At 45.6% G+C, this 22,766-nt stretch carries 19 protein-coding genes; 3 read left to right on the top strand and 16 right to left on the bottom strand.

Annotated elements, in window-relative coordinates:
• Positions 1-82 precede the first annotated feature (82 nt).
• From BVI01S_RS12090 to BVI01S_RS12065, 6 genes are all read right to left on the bottom strand, one after another.
• Positions 83-715: a response regulator transcription factor gene (locus tag BVI01S_RS12090; protein WP_061810335.1), complete on the bottom strand. Its 633-nt coding sequence runs from the start codon at positions 713-715 to the stop codon at positions 83-85.
• The gene (locus BVI01S_RS12085; RefSeq protein WP_061810310.1) at positions 708-1,757 is read right to left on the bottom strand and encodes a sensor histidine kinase; all 1,050 of its coding nucleotides are present in this window, start codon (positions 1,755-1,757) and stop codon (positions 708-710) included. Before BVI01S_RS12085 ends, BVI01S_RS12090 begins: the two co-directional genes overlap by 8 nt.
• Positions 1,754-2,485, bottom strand: coding sequence for a cell wall-active antibiotics response protein LiaF (liaF, locus tag BVI01S_RS12080; RefSeq protein ID WP_061810309.1), 732 nt, complete (start codon positions 2,483-2,485; stop codon positions 1,754-1,756). Before liaF ends, BVI01S_RS12085 begins: the two co-directional genes overlap by 4 nt.
• A 135-nt stretch (positions 2,486-2,620) precedes the next feature.
• Complete coding sequence (locus tag BVI01S_RS12075; protein ID WP_034761139.1) at positions 2,621-3,274, bottom strand: PspA/IM30 family protein; 654 nt, start codon at positions 3,272-3,274, stop codon at positions 2,621-2,623.
• Positions 3,275-3,289: 15 nt separating this feature from the next.
• Positions 3,290-3,634 (bottom strand): lmo0954 family membrane protein, encoded by a 345-nt coding sequence (locus BVI01S_RS12070; RefSeq protein ID WP_061810308.1) that lies wholly within the window; start codon positions 3,632-3,634, stop codon positions 3,290-3,292.
• Positions 3,635-3,802: 168 nt separating this feature from the next.
• Positions 3,803-5,590, bottom strand: coding sequence for a M3 family oligoendopeptidase (locus BVI01S_RS12065; RefSeq protein ID WP_061810307.1), 1,788 nt, complete (start codon positions 5,588-5,590; stop codon positions 3,803-3,805).
• A 213-nt stretch (positions 5,591-5,803) separates the two neighbouring features.
• Here BVI01S_RS12065 and BVI01S_RS12060 point away from each other — a divergent pair, with 213 nt between their 5' ends.
• Positions 5,804-6,523: a TspO-related membrane protein gene (locus BVI01S_RS12060; protein ID WP_408005941.1), complete on the top strand. Its 720-nt coding sequence runs from the start codon at positions 5,804-5,806 to the stop codon at positions 6,521-6,523.
• A gap of 92 nt (positions 6,524-6,615) precedes the next feature.
• Positions 6,616-6,750: a hypothetical protein gene (locus BVI01S_RS23145; protein ID WP_280512996.1), complete on the top strand. Its 135-nt coding sequence runs from the start codon at positions 6,616-6,618 to the stop codon at positions 6,748-6,750.
• Positions 6,751-6,764: 14 nt separating this feature from the next.
• Here BVI01S_RS23145 and BVI01S_RS12055 read toward each other — a convergent pair whose 3' ends face one another.
• The 9 genes from BVI01S_RS12055 to BVI01S_RS12015 all read right to left on the bottom strand — a co-directional run bounded on the left by BVI01S_RS12055 (position 6,765) and on the right by BVI01S_RS12015 (position 20,910).
• Positions 6,765-8,657 (bottom strand): cation:proton antiporter, encoded by a 1,893-nt coding sequence (locus BVI01S_RS12055; protein ID WP_174523030.1) that lies wholly within the window; start codon positions 8,655-8,657, stop codon positions 6,765-6,767.
• Positions 8,658-8,800: 143 nt separating this feature from the next.
• Positions 8,801-10,117 (bottom strand): oligosaccharide flippase family protein, encoded by a 1,317-nt coding sequence (locus BVI01S_RS12050; RefSeq protein ID WP_034761125.1) that lies wholly within the window; start codon positions 10,115-10,117, stop codon positions 8,801-8,803.
• Positions 10,118-10,317: 200 nt separating this feature from the next.
• On the bottom strand, positions 10,318-11,646 hold the full coding sequence (locus BVI01S_RS12045; protein ID WP_061810306.1) for a glycoside hydrolase family 30 protein: 1,329 nt from the start codon (positions 11,644-11,646) through the stop codon (positions 10,318-10,320).
• Positions 11,643-13,010, bottom strand: coding sequence for a GH1 family beta-glucosidase (locus BVI01S_RS12040; protein ID WP_061810305.1), 1,368 nt, complete (start codon positions 13,008-13,010; stop codon positions 11,643-11,645). Before BVI01S_RS12040 ends, BVI01S_RS12045 begins: the two co-directional genes overlap by 4 nt.
• 15 nt (positions 13,011-13,025) lie before the next feature.
• Complete coding sequence (locus BVI01S_RS12035) at positions 13,026-13,802, bottom strand: carbohydrate ABC transporter permease (RefSeq protein ID WP_051758424.1); 777 nt, start codon at positions 13,800-13,802, stop codon at positions 13,026-13,028.
• A 144-nt stretch (positions 13,803-13,946) separates the two neighbouring features.
• The gene (locus BVI01S_RS12030; RefSeq protein ID WP_034761119.1) at positions 13,947-14,846 is read right to left on the bottom strand and encodes a carbohydrate ABC transporter permease; all 900 of its coding nucleotides are present in this window, start codon (positions 14,844-14,846) and stop codon (positions 13,947-13,949) included.
• Positions 14,847-14,926: 80 nt separating this feature from the next.
• On the bottom strand, positions 14,927-16,240 hold the full coding sequence (locus tag BVI01S_RS12025) for an ABC transporter substrate-binding protein (protein WP_061810304.1): 1,314 nt from the start codon (positions 16,238-16,240) through the stop codon (positions 14,927-14,929).
• Between the two features lie 105 nt (positions 16,241-16,345).
• Positions 16,346-17,371 (bottom strand): LacI family DNA-binding transcriptional regulator, encoded by a 1,026-nt coding sequence (locus BVI01S_RS12020; RefSeq protein WP_061810303.1) that lies wholly within the window; start codon positions 17,369-17,371, stop codon positions 16,346-16,348.
• A 392-nt stretch (positions 17,372-17,763) separates the two neighbouring features.
• Positions 17,764-20,910, bottom strand: coding sequence for an efflux RND transporter permease subunit (locus tag BVI01S_RS12015; protein WP_061810302.1), 3,147 nt, complete (start codon positions 20,908-20,910; stop codon positions 17,764-17,766).
• A 163-nt stretch (positions 20,911-21,073) separates the two neighbouring features.
• Here BVI01S_RS12015 and BVI01S_RS12010 point away from each other — a divergent pair, with 163 nt between their 5' ends.
• Entirely contained in the window at positions 21,074-21,931 is an 858-nt protein-coding gene (locus BVI01S_RS12010; RefSeq protein ID WP_061810301.1) for a TetR/AcrR family transcriptional regulator, read from the top strand.
• A gap of 48 nt (positions 21,932-21,979) precedes the next feature.
• Here BVI01S_RS12010 and BVI01S_RS12005 read toward each other — a convergent pair whose 3' ends face one another.
• Positions 21,980-22,633, bottom strand: a complete 654-nt coding sequence (locus BVI01S_RS12005; protein ID WP_061810300.1) for an oxidoreductase — start codon at positions 22,631-22,633, stop codon at positions 21,980-21,982.
• Positions 22,634-22,766: the final 133 nt, after the last annotated feature.

The raw sequence follows: 22,766 nt of genomic DNA, 5'->3' as shown, positions 1-22,766 counted from the left end.
TTTGCATTTGATGCTCTCTGCCTTCTTCTTTCTATACGAAAAAGTGACCCAAAAGTTTTCATTTTGGGTCACTTTTCTTATATTATTTAGCGAGATCATGTTTAAAGGCATAGATGACGGCCTGGGTCCGGTCCTGTACTCCGAGCTTCGACAGGATGTTGCTCACGTGGGTTTTCACTGTTTTCAGGGCGATGAATAATTCATCCGCAATTTCCTGATTCGTTTTCCCCTGAGTCATGAGAAGGAGGATTTCAAGCTCCCGGTTCGTCAATTCCTCGTGGGGATGGGAAACAGTCTTCTGCCTCATCCGTGTCATCATCTTCCCCGTCACTTCGGGCTCGAGGATCGACTGTCCGTTATAGGTTTTGCGAACCGCTTCTGCGATTTCACTGGCCTTCGATGTTTTCAGCATATAACTGACGGCTCCCGCTTCAAGGGCGGGATACACCTTATCATCATCGAGAAAGCTTGTCACAATGATGATTTTCGCATCCGGCCACTCCCGGATGATTTCTTTCGTCGCCTGAATCCCGTCCATTTCCTTCATCACAAGGTCCATCAGGATGATATCCGGCCGCAGTTCTAAGGCCAGTTGTACACCTTCTTTCCCATCTGACGCTTCCCCTACGACATCGATATCCGCCTGGGCCGACAAATAAGATGATACACCGATCCTCACCATTTCATGATCATCTACAAATACTACTTTAATCATTCTTTTCACCTTCATTCTCTACAACGGGAACCTTCACTTCCAATCGCGTCCCCTTATTTGGCACACTAATGACTTTAAACGTCCCTCCGATTTCAATGGCCCGTTCCCTCATATTTTGAAGCCCATACGAGCTCGTCACCTTCGACTCATTCACATCAAACCCGAGGCCATCGTCCACCACCCTCAAGATGATGATCGATTCCCTCTTAATGAGGCGGATGTCGAGGGAAGTCGCTTTGGCATGGCGAAGTGTGTTCGAAACCGACTCCTGCAAAATCCGGAACAAATGATCTTCAATTCCCTTATCCAGACACATGTCTTCGATTTTCCATTCGATCTCAAGGGGGACCTTCTGAGCTAATTCGACCAACAGCTCCTTCATTCCTTCTTGAAGATTCTTTCCTTTTAACGCCACGGGACGAAGATGGAGGAGGAGCGCCCTCATTTCAAGCTGCGACTGATGGATCATCTGTTCGACCATTCCCAGCTGCTTCTCTTCATGGGGGGTCCTGTGGGGGGAGGGTGTCTCCGTGATCGCCGACATGAGCATCGATGCAGCAAACAATTGCTGACTGACCGAGTCATGCAATTCCCTCGCCAATCGATTCCGCTCCTGAGATACGATTTCCTGTATCCTCTTTTCCTGCTCCTCGGCTTTTTCATTGGCAAGTTTCTGGGAGTACCGGGCTTGATCGGTAAGATGCTTCCCAAGGGCGTCGACCTTTTTCCACACCTGCTGCACCTCAGAGGTTGCCGTTTCAGGGATGGTGATCGTGCGCCCCTGCTCCACGTGATGGAGGGCATCTTCCATTTCCCGGAGCTGCCGCTTATCCTTCAATCCGCTCCGGATGCCGAAAACAATCCCGATCATAATACTGAACACGAGAATAAACCCGGCTCCAGGTATATCCATGATTTCCACTTCCCATAAAAGGGACCAATCCTGTAACGGATATAAATAAAAGAAGGAAAGAGATAAAAACAGCACCATGACAAGGGAAAAGAGGATACCTGCAACGACCTGCTTACTGACCGTACTCATATTCTCTTCACCTCAAGATCCCCGATCCACATGGAGGTGATGATCTTTACCCGCTGGACCGCCTCATCGTATCCCGGTGTTTGATAATAGAGGGACTGATTGATCGCTTTCGGTTCCACTTCATCAAAAATTTCGATGGATCCCGCCAGGACCGAATGATGCACACTCACTTCCACGTCATATGGGATCAGAATCTCGATATTCCCCAGTATATTCCGTATGGATACAACGGAAGTACCCTTTGGAAGAACCGTATTCCCGATGTCGATGACCGAGTCCCCGATGACGCCCTGGATGTTGATATCATTCCATTCGTACACATCATCCGGCGTCCGCTTCGGACCGAACCACTCATTCTGAAGAGCCGATCTTTTCATCATGAGCGGTTCATGGCTTTGGGTAAACGTTTCCTTGATGGACGGCGTGATGTACTTCGGGTGTTTCTTTGAATCGGCAAAACGTACAATGATAAAGAGAAGAATGCCAAATAACAGGAATTTAAATGCGACCGTATTGAAAATATTGATCGCTAAGCTGATGATCCCGAACCACAGCAGGATCTTCCCCGACGTCCTCGGCAGTTTCTTGCGTCCGATATAAATGCAAAATGCCGCTATCGATAGAAAGACAAGAACCCCCCCATCATAAAAGGAGACTTCCAGCAGTATAAGTAATGTCCCGATTAAGATGATCCAGCTGATCCCGTCAGAGCGTAAGCGATTGAACATGGGGGTCCCTCCTTTCCGGTTAAGTATGTAACGTCCCGCAACCGGCTAAAATTCTATGATAAAACGGGGTGAACCCATCATGGGCTCCCCCTTTTTTTACGTTATCATGTTTTTCTTCATTTAGAATACCATGTTTCAGGACGGAATGGCTTCTGTTTCCTCATTTTTCATTTCTTTTTCCAATTTGGCGATCTTGGCGTCGATCGTGTTTCGGTAATACGAGGAATTCACTCCATGCTCCAGTTGGTCTAAGTACGTTTCAATTTCATCAAACTTAGAAAATGCCTGATTGTTATACCCTGAAGATGATTCCAGGACAGAGTTCATTTTGTTATGAGCGCGGGCGATATTTTCCCTGCCCATCAGCTCCATGCGCTTGATGTACATATCCTTCAGCTTGTGCTTCATCTCTTCGTATTTACGTTCAAGCTCTTCAAGCTCTTTTGTCGCTTGCAGCTTGGATTCCTGGATGCGGACGGCACGTTCTTCATAGTATTTTTGTTCCTGCAGGGCAAATTCATACAGGCCTTCTTCGCTTGCTTTGGACGCTACCTCTGCCTGATACTTGCGTTTGTCGGCTAAAACGGAAGCCTGTTGATACTCTTTCTGAAACTCTTCTTTTAATAGATACTGCCTTTCGACAAGCTTCCTTACTTTTTCCACTTCCTGCTCACATTGCCTTAAGTAATGATTCAGGACGGCAATCGGGTTTTTCTTTTCCTTTTTATCGATTGCTTCGTGAAGGTCTGACATGACGGTATTCTTTAATCGTTGAAATAAATTAGCCATTATTAAATCTCTCCTTTAGTTTTTTAATTGAGACCATTCTCTTTCAAAGTTCGTGAAAGGGTCAGACGATTTTTCTTCTATGATGACTTCTTCTTTCTTCCAGTTCTTATAGATGACATACAGGACATACAGAGCAACGAGCCCGATGATGGCCGGGAAGTTTGACACGGTCGCACTGAATGCGGCAAGACCGATCAGCGCCCAGAGGATTTTCTTCCCTGTGGAGTCTGTCTTGACGAAACCTTTAAAGCTGTAGTACATGATCAATAAAGAGATCGCAAGCCCCACAATCGGTCCTAAATTGGCCAGCAGTACGATTCCTGCAATTCCTCCTGCTAAAAGCAATCCAACTTTCTTCATATGTTGTTGCCTCCTTTCTTCTTCATGTCTCTATCCTACCTATTTTCCGGATTTCCCATAACGAGCCGGAGCTTTATTTTACTATCAGACTTGAGGCTTAGGAGGGATAGGACTGAACATTAAAAAGGTCCGTCCCTCAATACAAGGGACGGACCTCAAAACATTTATTTAGTTCGTCAGTTCGAGGAATTCTTCTACATCGGCGATGCATAGGTTGATTCCTTTTTGCCAGAAGGCTTCTTTGGTGATGTCTTCTCCCAGATGCTTCATGGCAAGGTCTTCTACTTTCATGACGGCGGTGTCACGGAGCAGGGCCATGTATTTCTCTTCATAGCTTTCGCCGGACTCCAGTGCCTTCGCGTAAATGCTCAGTGAGAACAGGTAGCCGAATGTATACGGGAAGTTATAGAACGGCACTCCGGTGATATAGAAATGAAGCTTTGATGCCCAGAATCGCGGGTGAACCTCTCCCAGTGAATCGGCGAATGCTTCCTTCTGGGCTTCCACCATCAGGTCGTTCAACGTATCGACAGACACGACCCCTTTTTTGCGTGCTTCATAGAAACGGGTTTCGAATAAGAAGCGGGCATGGATATTCATAAAGAACGCGACGCTCCTCTGAAGTTTATCTTCGACAAGGGCAATCTTTTCTTCCTTCGTTTCCGCTTCCTTCACGGCTGCATCCGCCACAATCATTTCGGCAAAAGTCGAGGCCGTTTCTGCGACATTCATGGCGTAATTGCGATTCAACGTATGCATTGGCTTTAACGCATAGGAATGGAACGCATGGCCCAATTCATGGGCGAGTGTCGAAACATTCGACATCGAGCCTGAGTACGTCATGAAAATCCGTGACTGATCACTTAACGGGAATGATGTACAGAAGCCGCCGGGACGTTTTCCTGAACGGTCCTCTGCTTCGATCCACTCATCCTCGAAGGCCTTCTCTGCAAACTGGGCCATTTCACTTCCGAAACGGGCGAACTGTTTCAGGATGAATTTCGCTCCTTCATCGTATGACATCGTGCTCGTCGATTCCGCCACCGGAGCGTCCAGGTCATACCAGTCCAGTTTGTCCTTGCCGATCAATTTCGCTTTCCGGTCCAGATACTGGACGAAAGGCTTTTTGTTTTTGCTGATGGCCCCCCACATGGCGTCCAGGGTTTCCTGCTTCATTCGGTTGTACTCAAGGGGCTCCTTCATCAATTCGTCCCAGCCCCGCTTTTTATACACATTCAAGCGGAAGCCGCCAAGATGATTAAGGGTACGGGCAAAAAGCTCTTCATTCTGTGCCCATGCGTTCTCCAGTTTATCAAAAACCTCTTTACGTGTTTTCGCATCGGGGCTTGATAGAAGATTATTGGCCTGTCCCACCGAAAGGCTTTTTCCGTCGTGAGTAATGTCCATCGCACCGACGATCGTGTCGTACATCTGTCCCCAGCCGTGATATCCGTCGACGGCCAATGCCTGGATTAAGGATTCCTCACTGCTTGAAAGCTTGTCCTTCGCTTTTTGTCTCCACTCATTCAGCACAAACGTGATTTCACTCAGGCGATCATGCTTCAGCAATTCTTCCCACACTTCTTCCCTGCAATCTGAAAGCTGCTGCTGGAATTTCGTGAAGGTTGATGAGAAATCGGCACTCAGGGTTGTCACTTCGCTTCTGAGAGCATCCGCCTTACGGTCATGCATGTTCTGAGCTTCCAGACAGCTGACAAAAGCACCGGCCTGGCGCAAATACAACATCACGTCCTTCGCTTCATCAATGAGCTTCCACACCAGCTCCCCATCGTTCGCCGATTGAGGCGGGTGAAAGGCAAGCGCATTCTCTGCGAAATCATTTTTCTTCTTTTCCAATGTATCGAGATGATTCCTGAATTCCTGTGATTCACTTCCTCCTTGGAAAAAAACATCTAAATTCCAAACTGTTGAATATGTATGAGTTGTATGGTCCATAATGTCCCCCTAATGTAATATGTAAATTGTCCCTATCCTATTTTTAATTCTCGATAAAACCTCTAAATCCTTCATGATCTTTTACAATTCCTTTTACCTAAACTCTCTTCATTTGGTTTTTAAACGGATAAAAGTGGAATAGTATATAGCAAACAACAGGTCTCGAAAGGGATCCTTTCCTGCATCACCATTATTTTTCAAGGGGGATACATTATGAAGTTGATTTTAAATATTCTAGCCTTCGCATTGGTGATTGTCATGAATACGCTGGCTGTCACACTGCCTTTGAACAATCAATCCACGAGCGAAATCAGTGACCGGCTGGATATCATGATCACTCCTGCAGGCTATGTTTTTTCCATTTGGAGCCTCATTTACCTTCTGCTCGCCATCTGGATCATCCGACAATTCCCTAAAGCAAGACGGGAGCTCCCGCTTTATCAGGAAACAAGCGGTCTATTTGTCCTCAGCTGCCTTTTGAATTCTGGATGGATCCTGGTATGGCACTATAATTATTTTCTCGTTTCCGTGTTTGTTATGCTCGGACTTTTATTAACCCTTATCGCCCTGTATAAACGGGTGAAGAGCACAGGTCCGTCCCTCTTGGATTCGGCCCCTTTCTCGATTTATCTAGGATGGATTTCGATTGCGACGATTGTGAATATCACCTATTATTTAACGGATATCGGCTGGAACGGATTCGGGATTTCCGAGCTTGTCTGGGCTTATCTGGGATTGATTGTCGCCACTGTCCTTGCCTTCTGGTTCCGTATCACCCAGCATGATCTCCTATACCCACTCGTATTTGTATGGGCCTTTATCGGTATCGGCGTCAAGAATATGGAAGATCACTCCACCTATTCATATACCGCCTATGCCCTTGCCGTCATCATCCTGATCTTTGATCTGGTCTACAAGCGTACACGTAAATGATTCGAAGGTCCGTCCCTCAAACGGAGGGACGGACCTTTATTCTTGCATAGAATGACCTCCCCTGACTGACATTAAGTACAGGGGGTGTCAGCATGGATCAGCCAAACAAAAAGGTAACGAAGACAGGGACGGATATTGATGAAGTCAAACGTCAGAACGCCCATTCAGGCCTCACTTACAATCAGGTGAAACAGATGCTTGGAGAACAGGATACCGGTAAAAAGTAAAAGAAAGCGCCGACTCAATCGGCGCTTTCTTTCGGTTTATCTGCTTTCTTTTTGTCTTCCTTTGCTTTCGTTTCCCGCTGAACGGTCAGCTTTTCCTGGATCTTGTTCAGCTCTTTACATGGCTGAGTCAGGCTGACAATGACATCTCCCTGCTCGATCTTCGGCGAAGAACCTTCTGTAAAGAACTCAATTCTGCCCGTTGGTTTATGAGCAAACAGTAAAAGGGTATTTTCATCCCGTTCTTTCAGATACTCTTCAAAGGTATATTTCTCCGTAATATTCGTTTTCCTGAAGACGTCCCCTCGTTCGACACGTTTATTCAGCTCTTCCCACGTCACATGATTTTGGAAAAGGATACGTCCTCCAATCGTATGGACCATGTCCTCAAGATCATCATCATTCTTACTTCTGAGGCTTAGCTGGAACAGGTTATTCCTGCCGACCTCAGGCACGAATGTCGTACATACAAGGGCATTATAGGAATCAAGCTCCGTCGCCGCAATCATATACTCATAAGGAGTCATGTCCAGATAATACTCGGTTTGTTCTGACAGGATCTCTCCTCTATAAAATGGGATCCCTGCTTTCCTCACCGAAAACAACCGCTGCCAGGATGAATCCGTAATTAGGACGGGTATCTTCATATCCTGAAGGGTTTTGGCAAATTCGGTACTGTACTTGCTTCCTCCGACAATCATGACTCCCGGCTGCTCGCTGATGGCCAGATCCAGTTTCTTAGCCAGCCATTTAATCGAGAATCCATGCGCGCATACGGTTGAGAATACAAGGGCGAATGTGAGGGATGTCAAAATCTTCGCATCCTCGAACCCCTTCTCCAACAATACCGATGCAAAGTAGCTTGATACGGTCAAGGCTACGATTCCCCTCGGTGCGATCCATCCCACAAGGATCTTCTCCCTGACGGAGAGGTCCGTCCCTATCGTGGAAAGCCAGATGGACACGGGCCGTACGATGAATAGCATGAGCAGGACGAATGCGATGATATTCCAATTGAAGATCTGGAATAAGGTATCGACGGTTAAGGAAGCCGTCAGCATCACGAATATGGTCGATATGAGCAGCACCGATATATTTTCCTTAAAGTGACGCATGTCGTCGATGGATGAAATATGCATATTCGCTAACGTCATCCCCATGGCCGTTACAGCAAGGAGGCCGGTTTCATGTGTAATATGATCCGAAATCGTGAAACAGGCAAGGACAAGTGCGAACACGACAGGTGACTTAAGGAATTCCGGAACATGTCCATTTTCAAAGATAAAGCCTGTGAATTTCCCGAGCGCCCATCCAAATACGACGGCAAACAGGGATGCGGCAAAGAATAATAGTAATGATAATCCCGTTACATCGTCACTGATCAAAAAGTTGATGATTTCAAAGGCAAATACCGCGATCAATGCGCCGAATGGGTCGACGACGATCCCTTCCCACTTCAGGATTGCTGCAGGTCTCGGCTTAAGCTTCGCCTGCCTGAGCAGCGGAAGGATGACCGTTGGACCCGTTACGATGAATAATCCTCCGATCACGAAGGCCACAGCCCACGATAATCCTGCAACATAATGGGCTCCAAGGGAACCGAGTATCCAGGCAAGGAGGGCTCCGAACGTCACAATCCTGAAGACCGGTTTCCCGAGTCCCCTCACTTCGCGGAAATCAAGATTCAAGCTTCCCTCAAAGAGGATGATGGCAACAGCCATCGAAATGATGGGTTTAAACACTTCCCCAAAATCGTCCTTAGGATTGATGAGGCCGAAGATCGGACCTACGAGCAGTCCGACAATCGACATGACGACGATGGCCGGCAGCCTGAATCTCCAGGCAAGCCATTGGGAAGCGATCCCGAGTACTCCAACTAACATGATGTTAAATAAAATAGAATCGATCATATATTTCTCCTTTAAAGGTTATGAAATCAGCCATCATAACAAAAGAATGGTATGTAGGTGTTACAGATTACAAATAGAATAAAAGGTCCGTCCCTCCTATTGCAAAACAAATGCCTCACGCTCGCACATTTGTTTTGTATAGTTTACATTTTTATGGCTGATTTTAACCAAAGAGTCGTTTCCAATTCCCTGCAGATGGTCACATAGTGGAGCATGGTGATCAAGACGGCTCCCGCATTCATTCCCAGGATGACGCCTTCCATTCCAAAACGGGAACCAAGCAGGTAAATGAGTGAAAACGAAAAGACACTCGACCAGATGGTATGAAGGAGAGCATCCTTCACCAGTCCCAGGCCGATCAAAAAGGCCTGAAGGGGAAATACCAGAAAATGAAACAGGAAGTACGGCCAGAGCAGCTTTAAATAATAGGCGGAGGAAACAGAGTGAAAAAACGTCCCTGTTATGTAGTCTCCGAGCGTATAGTAAATGATCACGGCCGGTACACCGTAGCCCAATGTGAGCCACATCACTTGCTTAAGGTGGGTCAGGATGCCATCAAAATCATTTGATGATACTTTTTCCGATACGGTCGGGATCAACACGATCAACATCGAAAAAGCAATGAACGAAGGAAAGAACCCGATGGTGAGGGCAATTCCCGCCAGCATCCCGAAATGTTCATTCGCATCCACCGCTCCCATCCCCGAAAGGACGAGGGCCCATTTGATCAAAAAAGGCTGTATGGCATGGGTCAGTGCATGGAAGATGCGAAGGACCGTGGTCGGGATCGAAACAGATAGCACTGACTTTCTCATTTCACCTGTTGATAGTGTAGAATGGCTGTTCTTTCTTTTACCCTTAATTTCAAGAACGTAAGCATGAATCAAATATACAAAAACCACCACTTCACTGGCAATTAACGTCCCAAGGGCAATGAAGATGGATGTATCGATGCCAAAGGATAAAAATTGATAGATGGACACCAATAAAAATAACTGGATTCCTTTACGTAGAAAATTCGCCGCTGCGATTTTCCCCATCTTCTGGATCCCCATGAAATACCCTCTTGTTATGGAAGTGAAGGCTACAATCGGGATCACGATCAGGACGAGCCAGCGAATCCCGGAGTGATAGCCTTGGAATAAAGGAGTCCACGCGTAAACCATCACCATGATCAATAAAAGAATGCACGTCGTGATGACCGCAAACCTGAAAGCATAGTGCAGCATCCCCCTGTGATACCTTTCCTCCTTTTCTGCAAAAAATTTGGAAAGGCTGATCGGCAGTTCCATGCTCGACAAAATGACGATCAGGAATACCGTCGGGAGAATCGACATGTATGTGCCAAGCCCTGCTTCCCCGAGCTCTCTGGCCAAGATCATATTAATGATAAATTCCAGGCATTCCCCTAAGAATGCCGTCACCACCAACACCAATGTCCCTCTTAAAAACAGACTCATATGCTTGTACCCTGCCTTTATGTAAGATGGTCTATTCTATGATGGTTGTCCGGGGAATATGAGACGGCGGTGCCGGCAGGAAAGAGAATGGTGGTGGGAGCGTTGTTACAGGGTCGGGGAACTTGTGCCAAATAGTGAACAATCATAATACCCACGCCCCCCCAAAATAAAAAGCAGCCCCCAAAAGGACTGCTTTCCAACTAACCGATAATAAAAGTGGCGATCGAATGCAATGGAAGAGTCGTACTGAAATTCCCCTCACCGCATCCAAGGGATATCTCTTCCTCACGCTCACCCGCATTCATCACAACGACGACGATCTCCCCGTCTGGATTTTCAAAGGAAGCAGCCGATACAGCGTCATTGGAAATCTGACATCCGATACGTCTTGCTCCGACTTTGATGTATTTGCTGAAATGCCCGATGTAATAGTACGAGCTGTTGTACCGGACTTCGTCATTCACAGTGTCGACGATCACCGGTGCATCGCAGTAATTCCCGACATGGTTCGGTCCGCCTTCTTCGTTCAGTACGATATTCCAGTCGATCCACGCTTCAAGGTAATTGTTCAAGTCTCCCATGATATTCCGGCCATAGCGTTCACCCCTATCCCAGGCGCCGGGTCTGACCCCGCCTTCGATGCATCCTTCTGTAAAGATCAAATGCTTATCAGGAAAGTCCTGATGCACTTTAGAAAGGTTTTCAAACTCCTCTGACACATACCAGTGGACACCTGTTCCCCACACATATTTGGCCGCTTCGGGATCGGACAGGACCGCCTTCGCACGCTCATGAATCACATCACGATTATGATCCCAGATGATGACCTTCACGTCCCCGTGGCCATGTCCAACGAGGGACGGACCTAGATGGTCTTTAATGAAGTCCCGTTCCTCTTCCCCTGTGTACAGGCATGAATCCCACACCTGCTTCGCTTCCGGTTCATTCTGGATCGTCAATCCCCAGATTCCGATCCCCTCTTCTTCCATCGCCTCTATGTACTTTGAGTAGTAGTCTGCCCACAAGGATTGAAATTCGGGCAATAGTTTCCCTCCGTTGTTCATTTCACCGTTCGTTTTCATCCATGGAGGAGGACTCCACGGAGAAGCCACGATGGAAAGTTCCCCTCCGGCTACTTCCTTTGCTTCCTGGATAAGGGGAATCACGAGCTTCTTCTCCCGATCGATGGAGAAGCTTTGTAACGAAGTATCCCCATCTTCCACATAGGTATAGTTCCCTAATGAAAAATCACAGCTGTTGATATGGGTCCGGCCGAAGCGGTAACCAAGTCCTTCTGACGGATCGAAATAACGGTGGATGATTTCTTTCCTTTTTTCAGGGCTGATGAGGGAAAGGCTGTGAGCAGCCGCTTCGGTGAATGCACCGCCAAATCCCAATATTTCCTGATATTTAAGCTCCCGATCGAGTTGGATGTGGGTAGAAGCACGGCCTTCAGAAAAAGAAACCGGTTCTTTTTCAGAGAACCGATCTCCTGTTTCTTTAGCTGTCAATATCACCTTCATATTCATTGGGCGACTTCCTCGGCATTGGTATGAAGGCCATGCTTCTGTTTATGATCCCGGATGACTTCAGCATAACGGAAAGCACTATCTTTCCAGATTCGCTCTTGGGTATCGAAGTCGATATAAAGGATGCCGAAACGCTTATCATATCCGAAGCTCCACTCGAAGTTATCCATCAGTGACCATAAATAATATCCTTGAATGTTCATGCCTTCTTCATTAAGGTCAGAAACCGCTTGAAGATGCAGATTCAAGTAGTTGACACGTTCGTGATCATGCACTCTTCCATTTTCCAGTACATCATCATAGGCCGCTCCGTTTTCCGTGATATAGATTGGCAGATCCGTATATTCCTCTCTCAGGCGGCGGATGAGGTCCTTGAATTCATTCGGCGCGATGTCCCAGCCCATTCCTGTTTTTTCATAATCGGAATAAGCTCCCTTATGCATGAAATCATTGGCGGCACTGAACTCGACGATCCCACGGCTGTAATAGTTGATCCCGAAGAAATCGCATTGCGTTGAAATCAGGTCCATGTCCCCTTCTTTAATAAAGTCATAGGAGTGGACATATTTTGAGAATAAGTTCATCATGTCTTTCGGATATTCTCCCTTGAATACTGGATCAAGGAACCAGCGATTCGAGTAACCGTCCGCGTTGTTGGCAGCAAGAAGGTCATTCACTGAATCCGTGTTTGGATACACAGGTGACAGGTTCAACGTGATGCCGATGTCGGTTTCAGATATGAATTCTTTCTTCAGCAGCTCAACCGCTTTTCCGTGGGAGAGAAGCATATGGTGGACCGCTTTCACTGCTTCATCCAGATTGGTATGACCCGGTGCATGGACGCCTTGATGATAGCCGAGGAACCCTGCACACCAAGGTTCATTATGGGTGATCCATGAATCGACGACCGCATCAAGTTCCGCGAAGCACACTCTTGCATAGTCCATGAACCATTCTACAGATTCACGATTGACCCATCCGCCTTCTTCATGGGCCCACATCGGCAGGTCCCAGTGATACAGTGTCACAGCTGGCTTGATGCCTTCTTCTTGAAGCCTTGCCGCCAATTTTTTGTAAAAGTCCATCCCTTCCTGATTGTACTTCCCCTTTTCAGGAAAGATGCGAGGCCAGGCAATGGAAAAACGATAGGTGTCTACACCTAGGCGCTTGATATGCTGAATGTCTTCTTCGAATCGGTGATAGTGGTCACAAGCGACATCACCATTATGCTGCTTATATACTTTCCCTGGAATGTCACAGAACATATCCCAGATGGATGGAGTTCTCCCTCCTTCATTATGTGCACCTTCGATTTGATACGATGATGTGGCGGTTCCAAAGGTAAATGTTTGATCAAATTTCATCGGTCATTCTCTCCTCTATTCTTTGATTGATCCTGCTGAAATGCTGTTGACGATATATTTAGACAGGAATAGGAAGGCAATCATGATTGGTACGACTGAAATCGCGATTCCTAAGTACATTGAACCTAAATTTTGCGCTACCTGAGATCCCTTCAAGAATCCCATCAATACTGGCAGCGTATATTTCTCAGGTGAGAACAGGATGACGAGTGGCATGATGTAGTTATTCCATGATCCGATGAACGTGAAGATCGACATCGTCGCAACTGCGGGCATCATGATCGGAATCGCCACCGTATGGAAAATCTTGAACTCACTTGCCCCATCGATGCGGGCAGCTTCGATTAAACTTGGATGAAGCGTCGTCTGGATGTATTGTCGTAAGAAGAATACGACGAACGGACTTGCGATGGCCGGAACGATCAGAGGAATGAAGGAATCGAGGATCCCCAGATTCTTACTCAGTTCGTAGAAGCCGATGAGCCCCAACTGTCCTGGAACCATCATCATCACAAGCATGAACACGAACAGGAAATTCTTCCCCTTGAATGTGTAAAAGGCAAATCCATAGGCAGTCAATGCTGAGAAATACCCTGATAATAAAGTCGTAAGGACAGAGATGATCAGACTATTCTTGAACCCCGACCAGATGTTTACGTACTCCATCATCGTCGTGTAGTTTTCAACTAAAGAACTCCCCGGTACCAAGGTGAATCCAGACAGGATTGCTTCATTTGACCTTGTCGCATTCACAAGCATCATCAGGAATGGAATGAAGCAGACAATCGCCATCAACACAAGTACGATGTAGATGATGCTCTTCACAATGGTGTTTCTGGTTTTCAGTTTGGACTCATGTGGCAAAAGTTCAGGCTTTGACTTTTCTACCTTTTGAGCCGGTACATTTTTTTCTACCGCTGTTTTTCCCAACATGCTTTACACCTTCCTTGCTTGTTTGCGTTCATTTCCATACATCCCTTTGAAGACAATCGCCGAGAATATCAAGGTAATGACGAACAATCCATATGCGACAGCTGAAGCATATCCATAGTTATTAAACTTGAATGCCTGATTGTACAGATACAGTACCATCGTATTCAGTGATCCATCCGGAGAACCGATACCATCTGTCAGAAGCATTGGCAGATCGAATAATTGAAGACCGCCGATCAGGGATGTGATCATGATATAAAGCAAGATCGGTTTTAATAAAGGAATCGTGATTTTCGTAAACGTCTGCCATCTGTTTGCACCATCGATCAAAGCAGCCTCATAGTAATCCTTCGAAATTCCGGAAACCCCCGCCATGACGACGATGAACGAATGACCGAACCACATCCACGTAAGGATCAAGGATACTGACAACTGTGCAGTCGCAGGCTCGTTCAGCCAATTAATCGGTTCTGATATAAGACCTATATTTAATAGAATCATATTTAATGATCCATGCTGCCAGTCCAGTAAGATACCAAACAACAGGGCGACCGAACTAATCGTGATTAAATTAGGTAAATAAAAGATTGATCTGAAAAACGCCAAACCTCTCAACTTCATTCTCATATCAGAGAAGATTAATGCGAGTACAAGGGCAAGACCAATTTGCAGGGCAAAGTTGATTCCCCATATTTTCCACGTGTTGAAAAACGCTTCCACAAAATAGCTGTCCGTGAGTAAACGGGTGTAGTTGGCAAGACCGACGACTTCCGCTGTCCCGCTTCCTGAATAGTTTGTAAAGCTGTAATAGAATGTTAGAGCAACAGGATAAATACTGAATATTAAAAAGATGATCCAAAACGGGGCGATAAACAGATAACCAAATCGATCTACTTTCTTCATTCCCCAGCCCCCCTAGTTGTTTAATAGATTTTCGGCAGGCGACATGAAGCCATGCCGCCTGCCATTACATGTTTACTTGATTAGTTTTTTGGTACTTTAATGTCCGGATATGCGTTTTGTACTTTTTTATAGAATTCTTTAATGGCATCGTCTTTGGATTTCTTTCCGTCTACATATTGTTGAACGGCATTTCCGTAGAACGTATCAAGCTGCTGATCGTATTTCGTTACAATTCCAGGCTCGATTTCTTTTGCCTGCTCAAGGAAGAATTGATAGTTGTTCTGTCCACCAAGGAATTCACTGCTGAAATCATCCTTGATCGCATTCGTTACAGGATTGTAGGCAAGGACATCGCCCGTTTCTTTCGCCCAATCTGTCAGGAATTCGTCATCCTGAGTCATCATTTTCACAAAGTCATAGGCAAGTTCTTTGTTTTCTGATTTGTTGTAAACCCCTAACCATGTTCCACCCCAGAAGTACGGGCTTGGTCCACTTGTAACGGCCCAGTCACCAGTTGTTTCCTTTACGTTCGTTTTCAGCACGCTGTGAAGTCCCCAAGTAGGAAGAACATAAGAGAATACTTGTGTTTCTTTCTCTTTACCGTTTTCTTTCATTTTGATCGGCTTATCCATCGCTTCGAACCATGATGGAGACCATTCTGCAGCAAGAGCTGTATAGTTGTTTTCACGAAGTTTCTTCGCTGATTCCATATACTCGATCTTTTCATCTGTCAGTTGAAGCTCATTCTTGTCGTTTACCCAGGGCTGTGGATTATCTCCTTGAGAGAACCAGCGGATTGAACCCTCATCCGGGAACATGCTGTACCCTTTTTCCTTCATCTTGTCAGCCACTTTGAATACATTGTCCATTGAGTTCATCATGTTTCCTACTTCAGTTGGATCATCTGTACCAAGTACTTCTTTGGCGATGCTTCTTCTGTAGAAGATCCCGCCAGGAGTCGTTTGCCATGATAACGCTCTTACATTTCCGTCTTTATCTTTACCTAAGTCGAATACATAAGGTACATATTTATCTTTGATTTCATCTACATTGTATGGTTTTTCTGATAAGTTTTCCCAGTAACCTGCGTCCACCCACTGCTTAAGGAACGCGATTTCTCCAGTGAATACATCAGGTGCACCAACGCCACTTTCAAGAACAGGCTTTAATTTCGTCGGATAATCGGCAATCGGAACGATCGTCAATTCTACCTTCACACCATTTTTCTCTTCAAACTTCGTGATCGGTTTCTTCAGTTCATCCGTGAACGACCATACCTTTAAATCTACGTCTTTATCTTTCGAGCTACCCGATGACTTGGAATCTCCCGAACAGGCCGAAAGTACCCCCGAAACCAGTACAACCGTCATGAATATTGCCAAAATCTTCTTCATCTTAATCCCCCTTTTACATTTGTAGATATAGATACGAAAGCGGTTTCGGTTTTCTTCAATTAAAAATTTCGAAACCGGTTTCGAAATTCCCGAAAAAATATAAGATTATTTCTTTTTTTCTTTTTTTACCATCGTACACGATTCTCTGATAATGAGTTCCACCGGGATGATTTCTGTGGATAACAGCTTCTTCTTCTGGATGATCTGCTTCATCAGTAATTGACCCGCCCGTGAACCGATGCGATCCGTATCCTGTCTGACCGTGGTCAGCTTCGGCGTGAGATAGGAAGACATTTCGATATCATCATACCCGATGATGGAGATATCCTCAGGAATCCTTAATCCCTTCTCTTTGATGGCTTCCATGGCACCGATGGCCATGTGATCACCTGCAACGAAGACTGCCGTAGGGATGGTTTCAAGTTCCAGGAGTGTTTCCATTGCAGCTTTACCTTCTTCAATCGAGAACATCCCGCCGTTAACAAGATACCCCTCAATAATTGGGAGATTCTGCTCCTCCATGCCCTTCGTGAAGCCTTTGATCCGCTGTGCTCCCGCGTCAATCGACGGATCCCCTGAAATATGGGCGATTCTGGTGTGTCCCAATGAATGCAGGTATTTGACGGCCAATTTTCCACCCTCGATATTATCGGAATAAACAACAGAGCAGTTCTGATTGCTCATGTCGATCACAACAATCGGCAGGTGGCTATTGATCATGTCCTGAACCTGGGGATCGTGGGGATCTGAGCAGATCACGACGATTCCATCCACTGCACGATATAAGAAATGCTCCAGGTAACTTGTATCCCGATTTCGCAGATTCCTTGATGCGAAAATCAAATCATACCCTTCCCGTTCCACATACTTGCGGAAACTTTCAATAAGGGCGCTGAAGAAAGGATGTTTCAATCCGACCTCATTGTCCTCTGCAAACATGACCCCGATCGTCCATGATTTCTTCGTTGATAAGGACTGGGCATGGGCATTGGGTAAGTAACCCATTTCAGCCGCTGCATCGAGGATTTTTTGCTTCGTTTTTTGACTCACATCTGTATAATTGTTAAGAGCCTTAGAAACTGTCGTACTGGAAAACCCAGTGCGTTTTGCTAAGTCATAGATTGTAACCATTGCTGTCTCCTCTTCATCGAAAGCGCTTTCGTTAATTGTTATTATAGTCCAGACTTTTAATGGAATCAATACTATTTTTAGAAAACTTTAAAAAGTTTCGGAGATTTTGCCATGCCGAGTGTCTCGAATGCATTTTCGTTAAATATCGTGCTCTTTTCGACGTGCCTCCAGTCGGAGGTGAACAGAATCCGGCCGAAATTAGTTTTAATCCAGCCGTTTTGGGTTAAAATCCAGCCGAAATGAGCGTAAATCCGGCCGAAATTGGACAGAATCCAGCCGAAATGACAGATTATCCAGCCACTTTACATATTTTGTAACACACAACCCTCATCCTCTCGCCCACCTGCTCCTATAATAAAAAAGCAGCCCCCTAAAGGACTGCTTTCTCTCAACTATTCTTTCACTACTTTCCGTTTCCGTCCACCGATCTTCCCTTTGATTTTCATCAAGGTTTCATACACGATCGGCACGATGACGAGCGTCAAGAGCGTCGAGCTGGTCAATCCACCGATAACGGTTACTCCGAGCCCTTTTGAGATCAATCCGCTTCCTTCAAGACCGAGTGCCAGTGGGAACAGGGCTCCGATTGTGGCAATGGCCGTCATAAGGATCGGGCGAAGTCGGGTGGAACCGGCTTCCAGCAAGGCTTCCCTTGTGGATAGGCCTTCGTTTTCTTTATGAATCACACGATCGACTAAAACGATCGCATTGGTGACGACGATACCGATCAGCATAAGCGCTCCGATCATAGAGGAGATACTGATCGTTTCTCCTGCAATCAATAACGCTACCAATGCACCGATAATCGTGAATGGCAGTGAGAACAGGATGGCAAATGGTGCTAGACCGCCGCCGAATGTGATGACGAGGATCAAGTAGACAATCGCAATCGCTGCAAGCATCGCTAATCCTAATTGTGTGAAGGATTCCTTGATGTCTTCTGTTACCCCGCCCATGTTCACGTCGATACCGGATGGGATATCCATTTCATCGATTTCTTTCTGAATATCCTGGGATGCTTTCGAAACATCGTCGGTTTTCAGTTCCCCACTCACTTGAGCAAAGACTTTTCCGTCCCGTCGTGAAACGGTATCTGACGTTTTACCTTCCTGTACTTCGACTACGTCTTTAATTGGAACTTCCATACCTAGTGGTGACTGGATGGTTTTATCCGTTAAGTCGTTGATGTTTTCATACTTTTCCTTCTCAACATCCAGATAGACATTCACTTCTTCTCCATCTTTTTCAATGGTCGTGAGGACCGGACGCTGTCGTGTCTGACCAAGCTCCATGGCGATTTGACCTGCTGAGAGGCCCAGTTCGCTCAGCTTCTTCTGGTCTGCGATGAACGAGTACTCATCATAGGATTCAGAGATGCTTGATCCGACTTTTTTGAAATCCTTCTTGTCTTCCATCATATCTTGAATATCGTTGACAACAGGTTCTATGTCTTTCAGGGTTTCCCCGTACACGTACACGACAATCTCGTTGCTGCCGGCACTTGCAGAGAAGTCCTGGGAAGCCCATTCCCCTTTATCTGTTGCTTGTTGAAGGTCTTTGATGACCTTTTCTTTTTCTTCAGAGAAATTCTCTGTATCGTCTTTATATTGAACGTAGAAAATCGCATTATTGTTGCTTCCCGGACTCATCGGGTTTTCCCCGCCGACAGAGTACTGAATGGTTTCAGCTCCTTTACGGTCCTGGAAATATCCTTCTGCGTCCTGTGCGATTTTCTGAACATCTTCTTCCGTTTGACCAGGTTCTGGTTTATAGGTTGCCATGATCATCTTCTCTTCATCGGATGGGAGGAAGCTGACACCGATCAATGGAACCAGGAACAAGCTTCCGACCAGCATGGCAATCGCCAGGATCGATGTGATGATTTTATGGTTCAGCGTCCAATTCAATACGCCTTTATACCAGTTCGCTAAACGGCTTTTCTTCTCAATATGCTTCTTCCCAACGCCTTTTTTAAACATGGAGTGGGCAAGCATCGGTACGATCGTAACCGCTACAAGAAGGGAAGCCAATAGAGCAAACACAATCGTTAAGGCGAATGGCAGGAATAGTTCCCCGATCATCCCTTGGACCAATCCTAATGGAAGGAACACGGCAATCGTGACAATCGTGGAAGACGCGATCGGAACGAACATTTCTTTCGTTGCTTCACGGATCAGGTCTTTCCCTTTCAGTAGTTCACCTTTCATGGACATTCTTCGATAGATATTTTCCACTACAACAATAGAGTCATCAATGACTCGGCCTATGGCGACGGTCATCGCCCCAAGGGTCATGATATTTAATGTAATGTCCATCTGTTTCAGAAGTAAAATCGCGATTAATAATGACAATGGAATCGATACCACTGAAATGAGCGTCGATTTGATATCCCTTAAGAACAGGAGAATAATGATGACTGCGAACACAGCACCAAATAATGCTTTGTTCAGCATCGTGCTGACTGATTCTTCAATCGGCTCCCCCTGGTCAAAGGTAGAAATGATTTCTACACCATCAATGTCTTTTTCAAACGTTTTGATTTTATCTTTGACGGCATTGACAACATCCACCGTATTGGCGTCTGCCGTTTTTACCACCTGAAGTCCGATGGATTCTTTTCCATTCGTTCTGGAAATGGATTCTGCTTTACCAACCAGTTCAATATCAGCAATATCTGAAAGTTGAATCGTTGGGATCTTCATGCCTGAAGATGCTGCTCCAGCAGGAGGTGCTTGTGGCGTTTGCCCCTGTGCAGAAGGCTGTTGTTGCCCTTGAGCCGAGGCTCCACCAGTGCTTGGAGTCATAGGAATCTTCATTTCTTTCAAATCTTCAATCTTCGTGATGTTTCCGTCGACCACGACGGATTTCTGGCTATCTTTGAACGTGTATAATCCCAATGGGGCCGTCACGTCCGAGCCTTTGATCATGTTTTGAACCGTTTCTTCTGTAAGTCCGTACTTAGCAAGCTTTTCTTCGTCAAATACAAGACGGGCTTCTTGCACCTGTTGACCTGAAGCCTGTACAGAAGCTACCCCGTCCACTCCCTCGAGTTCCGGAACGATCGTATCTTCTACTGTTGAGGTCAATTGTGCCAATGATTGGTCTTCATTCGCTACACTGAGAGCGATGACCGGAAAGGCGTTAAAGTTAAGTCTTGAAACTTCAGGTTCATTGACTCCATCCGGGAAAGGAAGATCGGAAAGAGCCTCTTCCACTTCGGTCTTGGCTTCATCCATATCCTTTGAAAACTTGTATTCTATCTGAACGGCTGAAGCATTCTGATAGGAGGTAGAGCTGACGACATTTACCCCATCTAAATTCTTCAAGCGTTTTTCAATCGGTTCTGAAACCTTGTCTGCAACATCTTCCGGCGTGGCGCCAGGATACACGGTTGTCACACTGACAATCGGCGTATTGATGTTCGGCAGGGTTTCGAGCTTCATATTAAATCCTGAATATAAGCCTGCAATAATGACGATGATTGTCATCAGCCAAACAGCAAACTTATTCTTAAGTACGAAATTAATAATACTGTTCACGTTGTATTCATCCCTTCTCTCTTATTCTGACCGACTAGTCATAACACAATCTAATATAACTGACCACGCAGTCATAAGTCAATATACTTATAAAACAAAAGGTTTATTTTTTGTGACCAATCGGTCATAATGTACATAAGGAGTTTATCAAGGAGAGGAAAGTATGAAGGAAAAAGAAAAATTAATCATTGAAACATCCATTAAGCTTTTTGCCACGAAAGGGTTCAACGCTACCTCCGTTCAAGAAATCGTGAATGAATGTGATATATCGAAGGGCGCCTTCTATTTATATTTCAAGTCAAAGGAAGCCCTTCTGCTCGCCATTATGAATTACTATTTCACCATGATCACGGACAAAGTAAACGAGATCGAGAACGAGGATTTATCACCATACGATAAATTCCAAAAGCAATTAGAATGTCAGCTGATTGAAATCTGTAAACATAAAGAGTTCATCATCATGCAGATCAGGGAGAACGCCATGCCGTTCAATGACGAAATCCATGATCTCCTCAGCGAGATGAAGATGAACACTCACCGGTATTACCGAAGAAGATTATTTGGGATCTATGGAAAAAAGATCGAGCCCTATTTTTGGGACATCACCATGATGATTCAAGGTTTTTTCCATTCTTATTTAGAATTGGTCATGCTGGATAAAATCGATTTGGACTTTTCATATCTATCCCATTTTATATTGAGACGAACAGATGACCTTGTGGATGGTTTGCTCAAAAGCGGAGATAAGCCGGTGCTATCCTTTGAAAAACTGGATGATCTGGTGAAGGACTTTACCTCTTCGTCGAGAATCAATGAGTCGACACTCATTCACATGATCCAGGACGCGCTGGAGGTTGCTGAGGATGAGAGTATCCGGATTTCCCTGGAAGTCATCAGAGAAGAAATACAAAAAGACGAAACCCGCCCCGTCGTCATCAAAGGAATGCTTGTGAATCTGGCAGAGGATACTTCAATGAAGTACCTTATGAATGCTCTGAGGCATTTTTATCAAATACAATGAGGAAAGACCCACTTCCGACGCGGGTCTTTCCTCATTTCCCCCTATACCCTAAAACTCTTGAATCCGTTCCGATTCATGTATGATAACCCCTTCTCCGAACGTCCCTACAGCCGCCCGGTACATGGCATAGGCAACCTGTTTGCCCGGAATGCTTCTGTATCGTTTCAGCCTGCCCACCATGACAGGGCGGAGCGCTCTTGAGAAGATCTCCCCCGCTTTTTCACCCAATCGGAACTCCTGCCTCTCCCCCAATAAAAGCGATGGCCTGAATAGATGAAGGGAAGGATAATGAAGCTCCTTTAATTCCTTCTCCACATTCCCTTTGACCTTACTATAAAAAAACGGTGATTCCGGACTTGCACCAATTGAGGAAATCACGAGATACTGCTTTGCTCCATGTGCTTTCCCAAGTTTCCCAAGTTGAATGGGATACTCGTAGTCCACTTTCTTAAAGGCATGTTTCGTCTTGGCTTTCTTAATCGTGGTTCCGAGGCAGCAAAACACATCATCAATTTCCTCATGGGGCAGAAGCTTCATCCCATCAAATGAAATGATCCGTTCGTCCAGCTTCTCATGTTTCACTCCACTTTCTCTTCTTACAAAGGAAATCACTCTTGTATACTCAGGACTCTTTAGGAGGATATCCATCAGGTGGGAACCGACCAGGCCGGTCGCCCCTGCGATCAAAGCTGTTCTTGACATTGTCCATTCCTCATTTCTTGTTCATCTCTAATCAGTCAGGGACTTCCAGCTCCCATAAAGATGAGGAAACTGCTTTCAGTCCTTGTTTTTCAGTAAGAATTCTTTTTTCAGTATTTGCTTTATTCTTCCTCCT

The sequence above is a fragment of the Rossellomorea vietnamensis NBRC 101237 genome (assembly GCF_001591825.1).
Classification (GTDB): domain Bacteria; phylum Bacillota; class Bacilli; order Bacillales; family Bacillaceae_B; genus Rossellomorea; species Rossellomorea vietnamensis.
The sequence above is the reverse complement of the archived record's forward strand: the minus strand, read 5'-3'. Positions and strand labels throughout refer to the sequence as shown.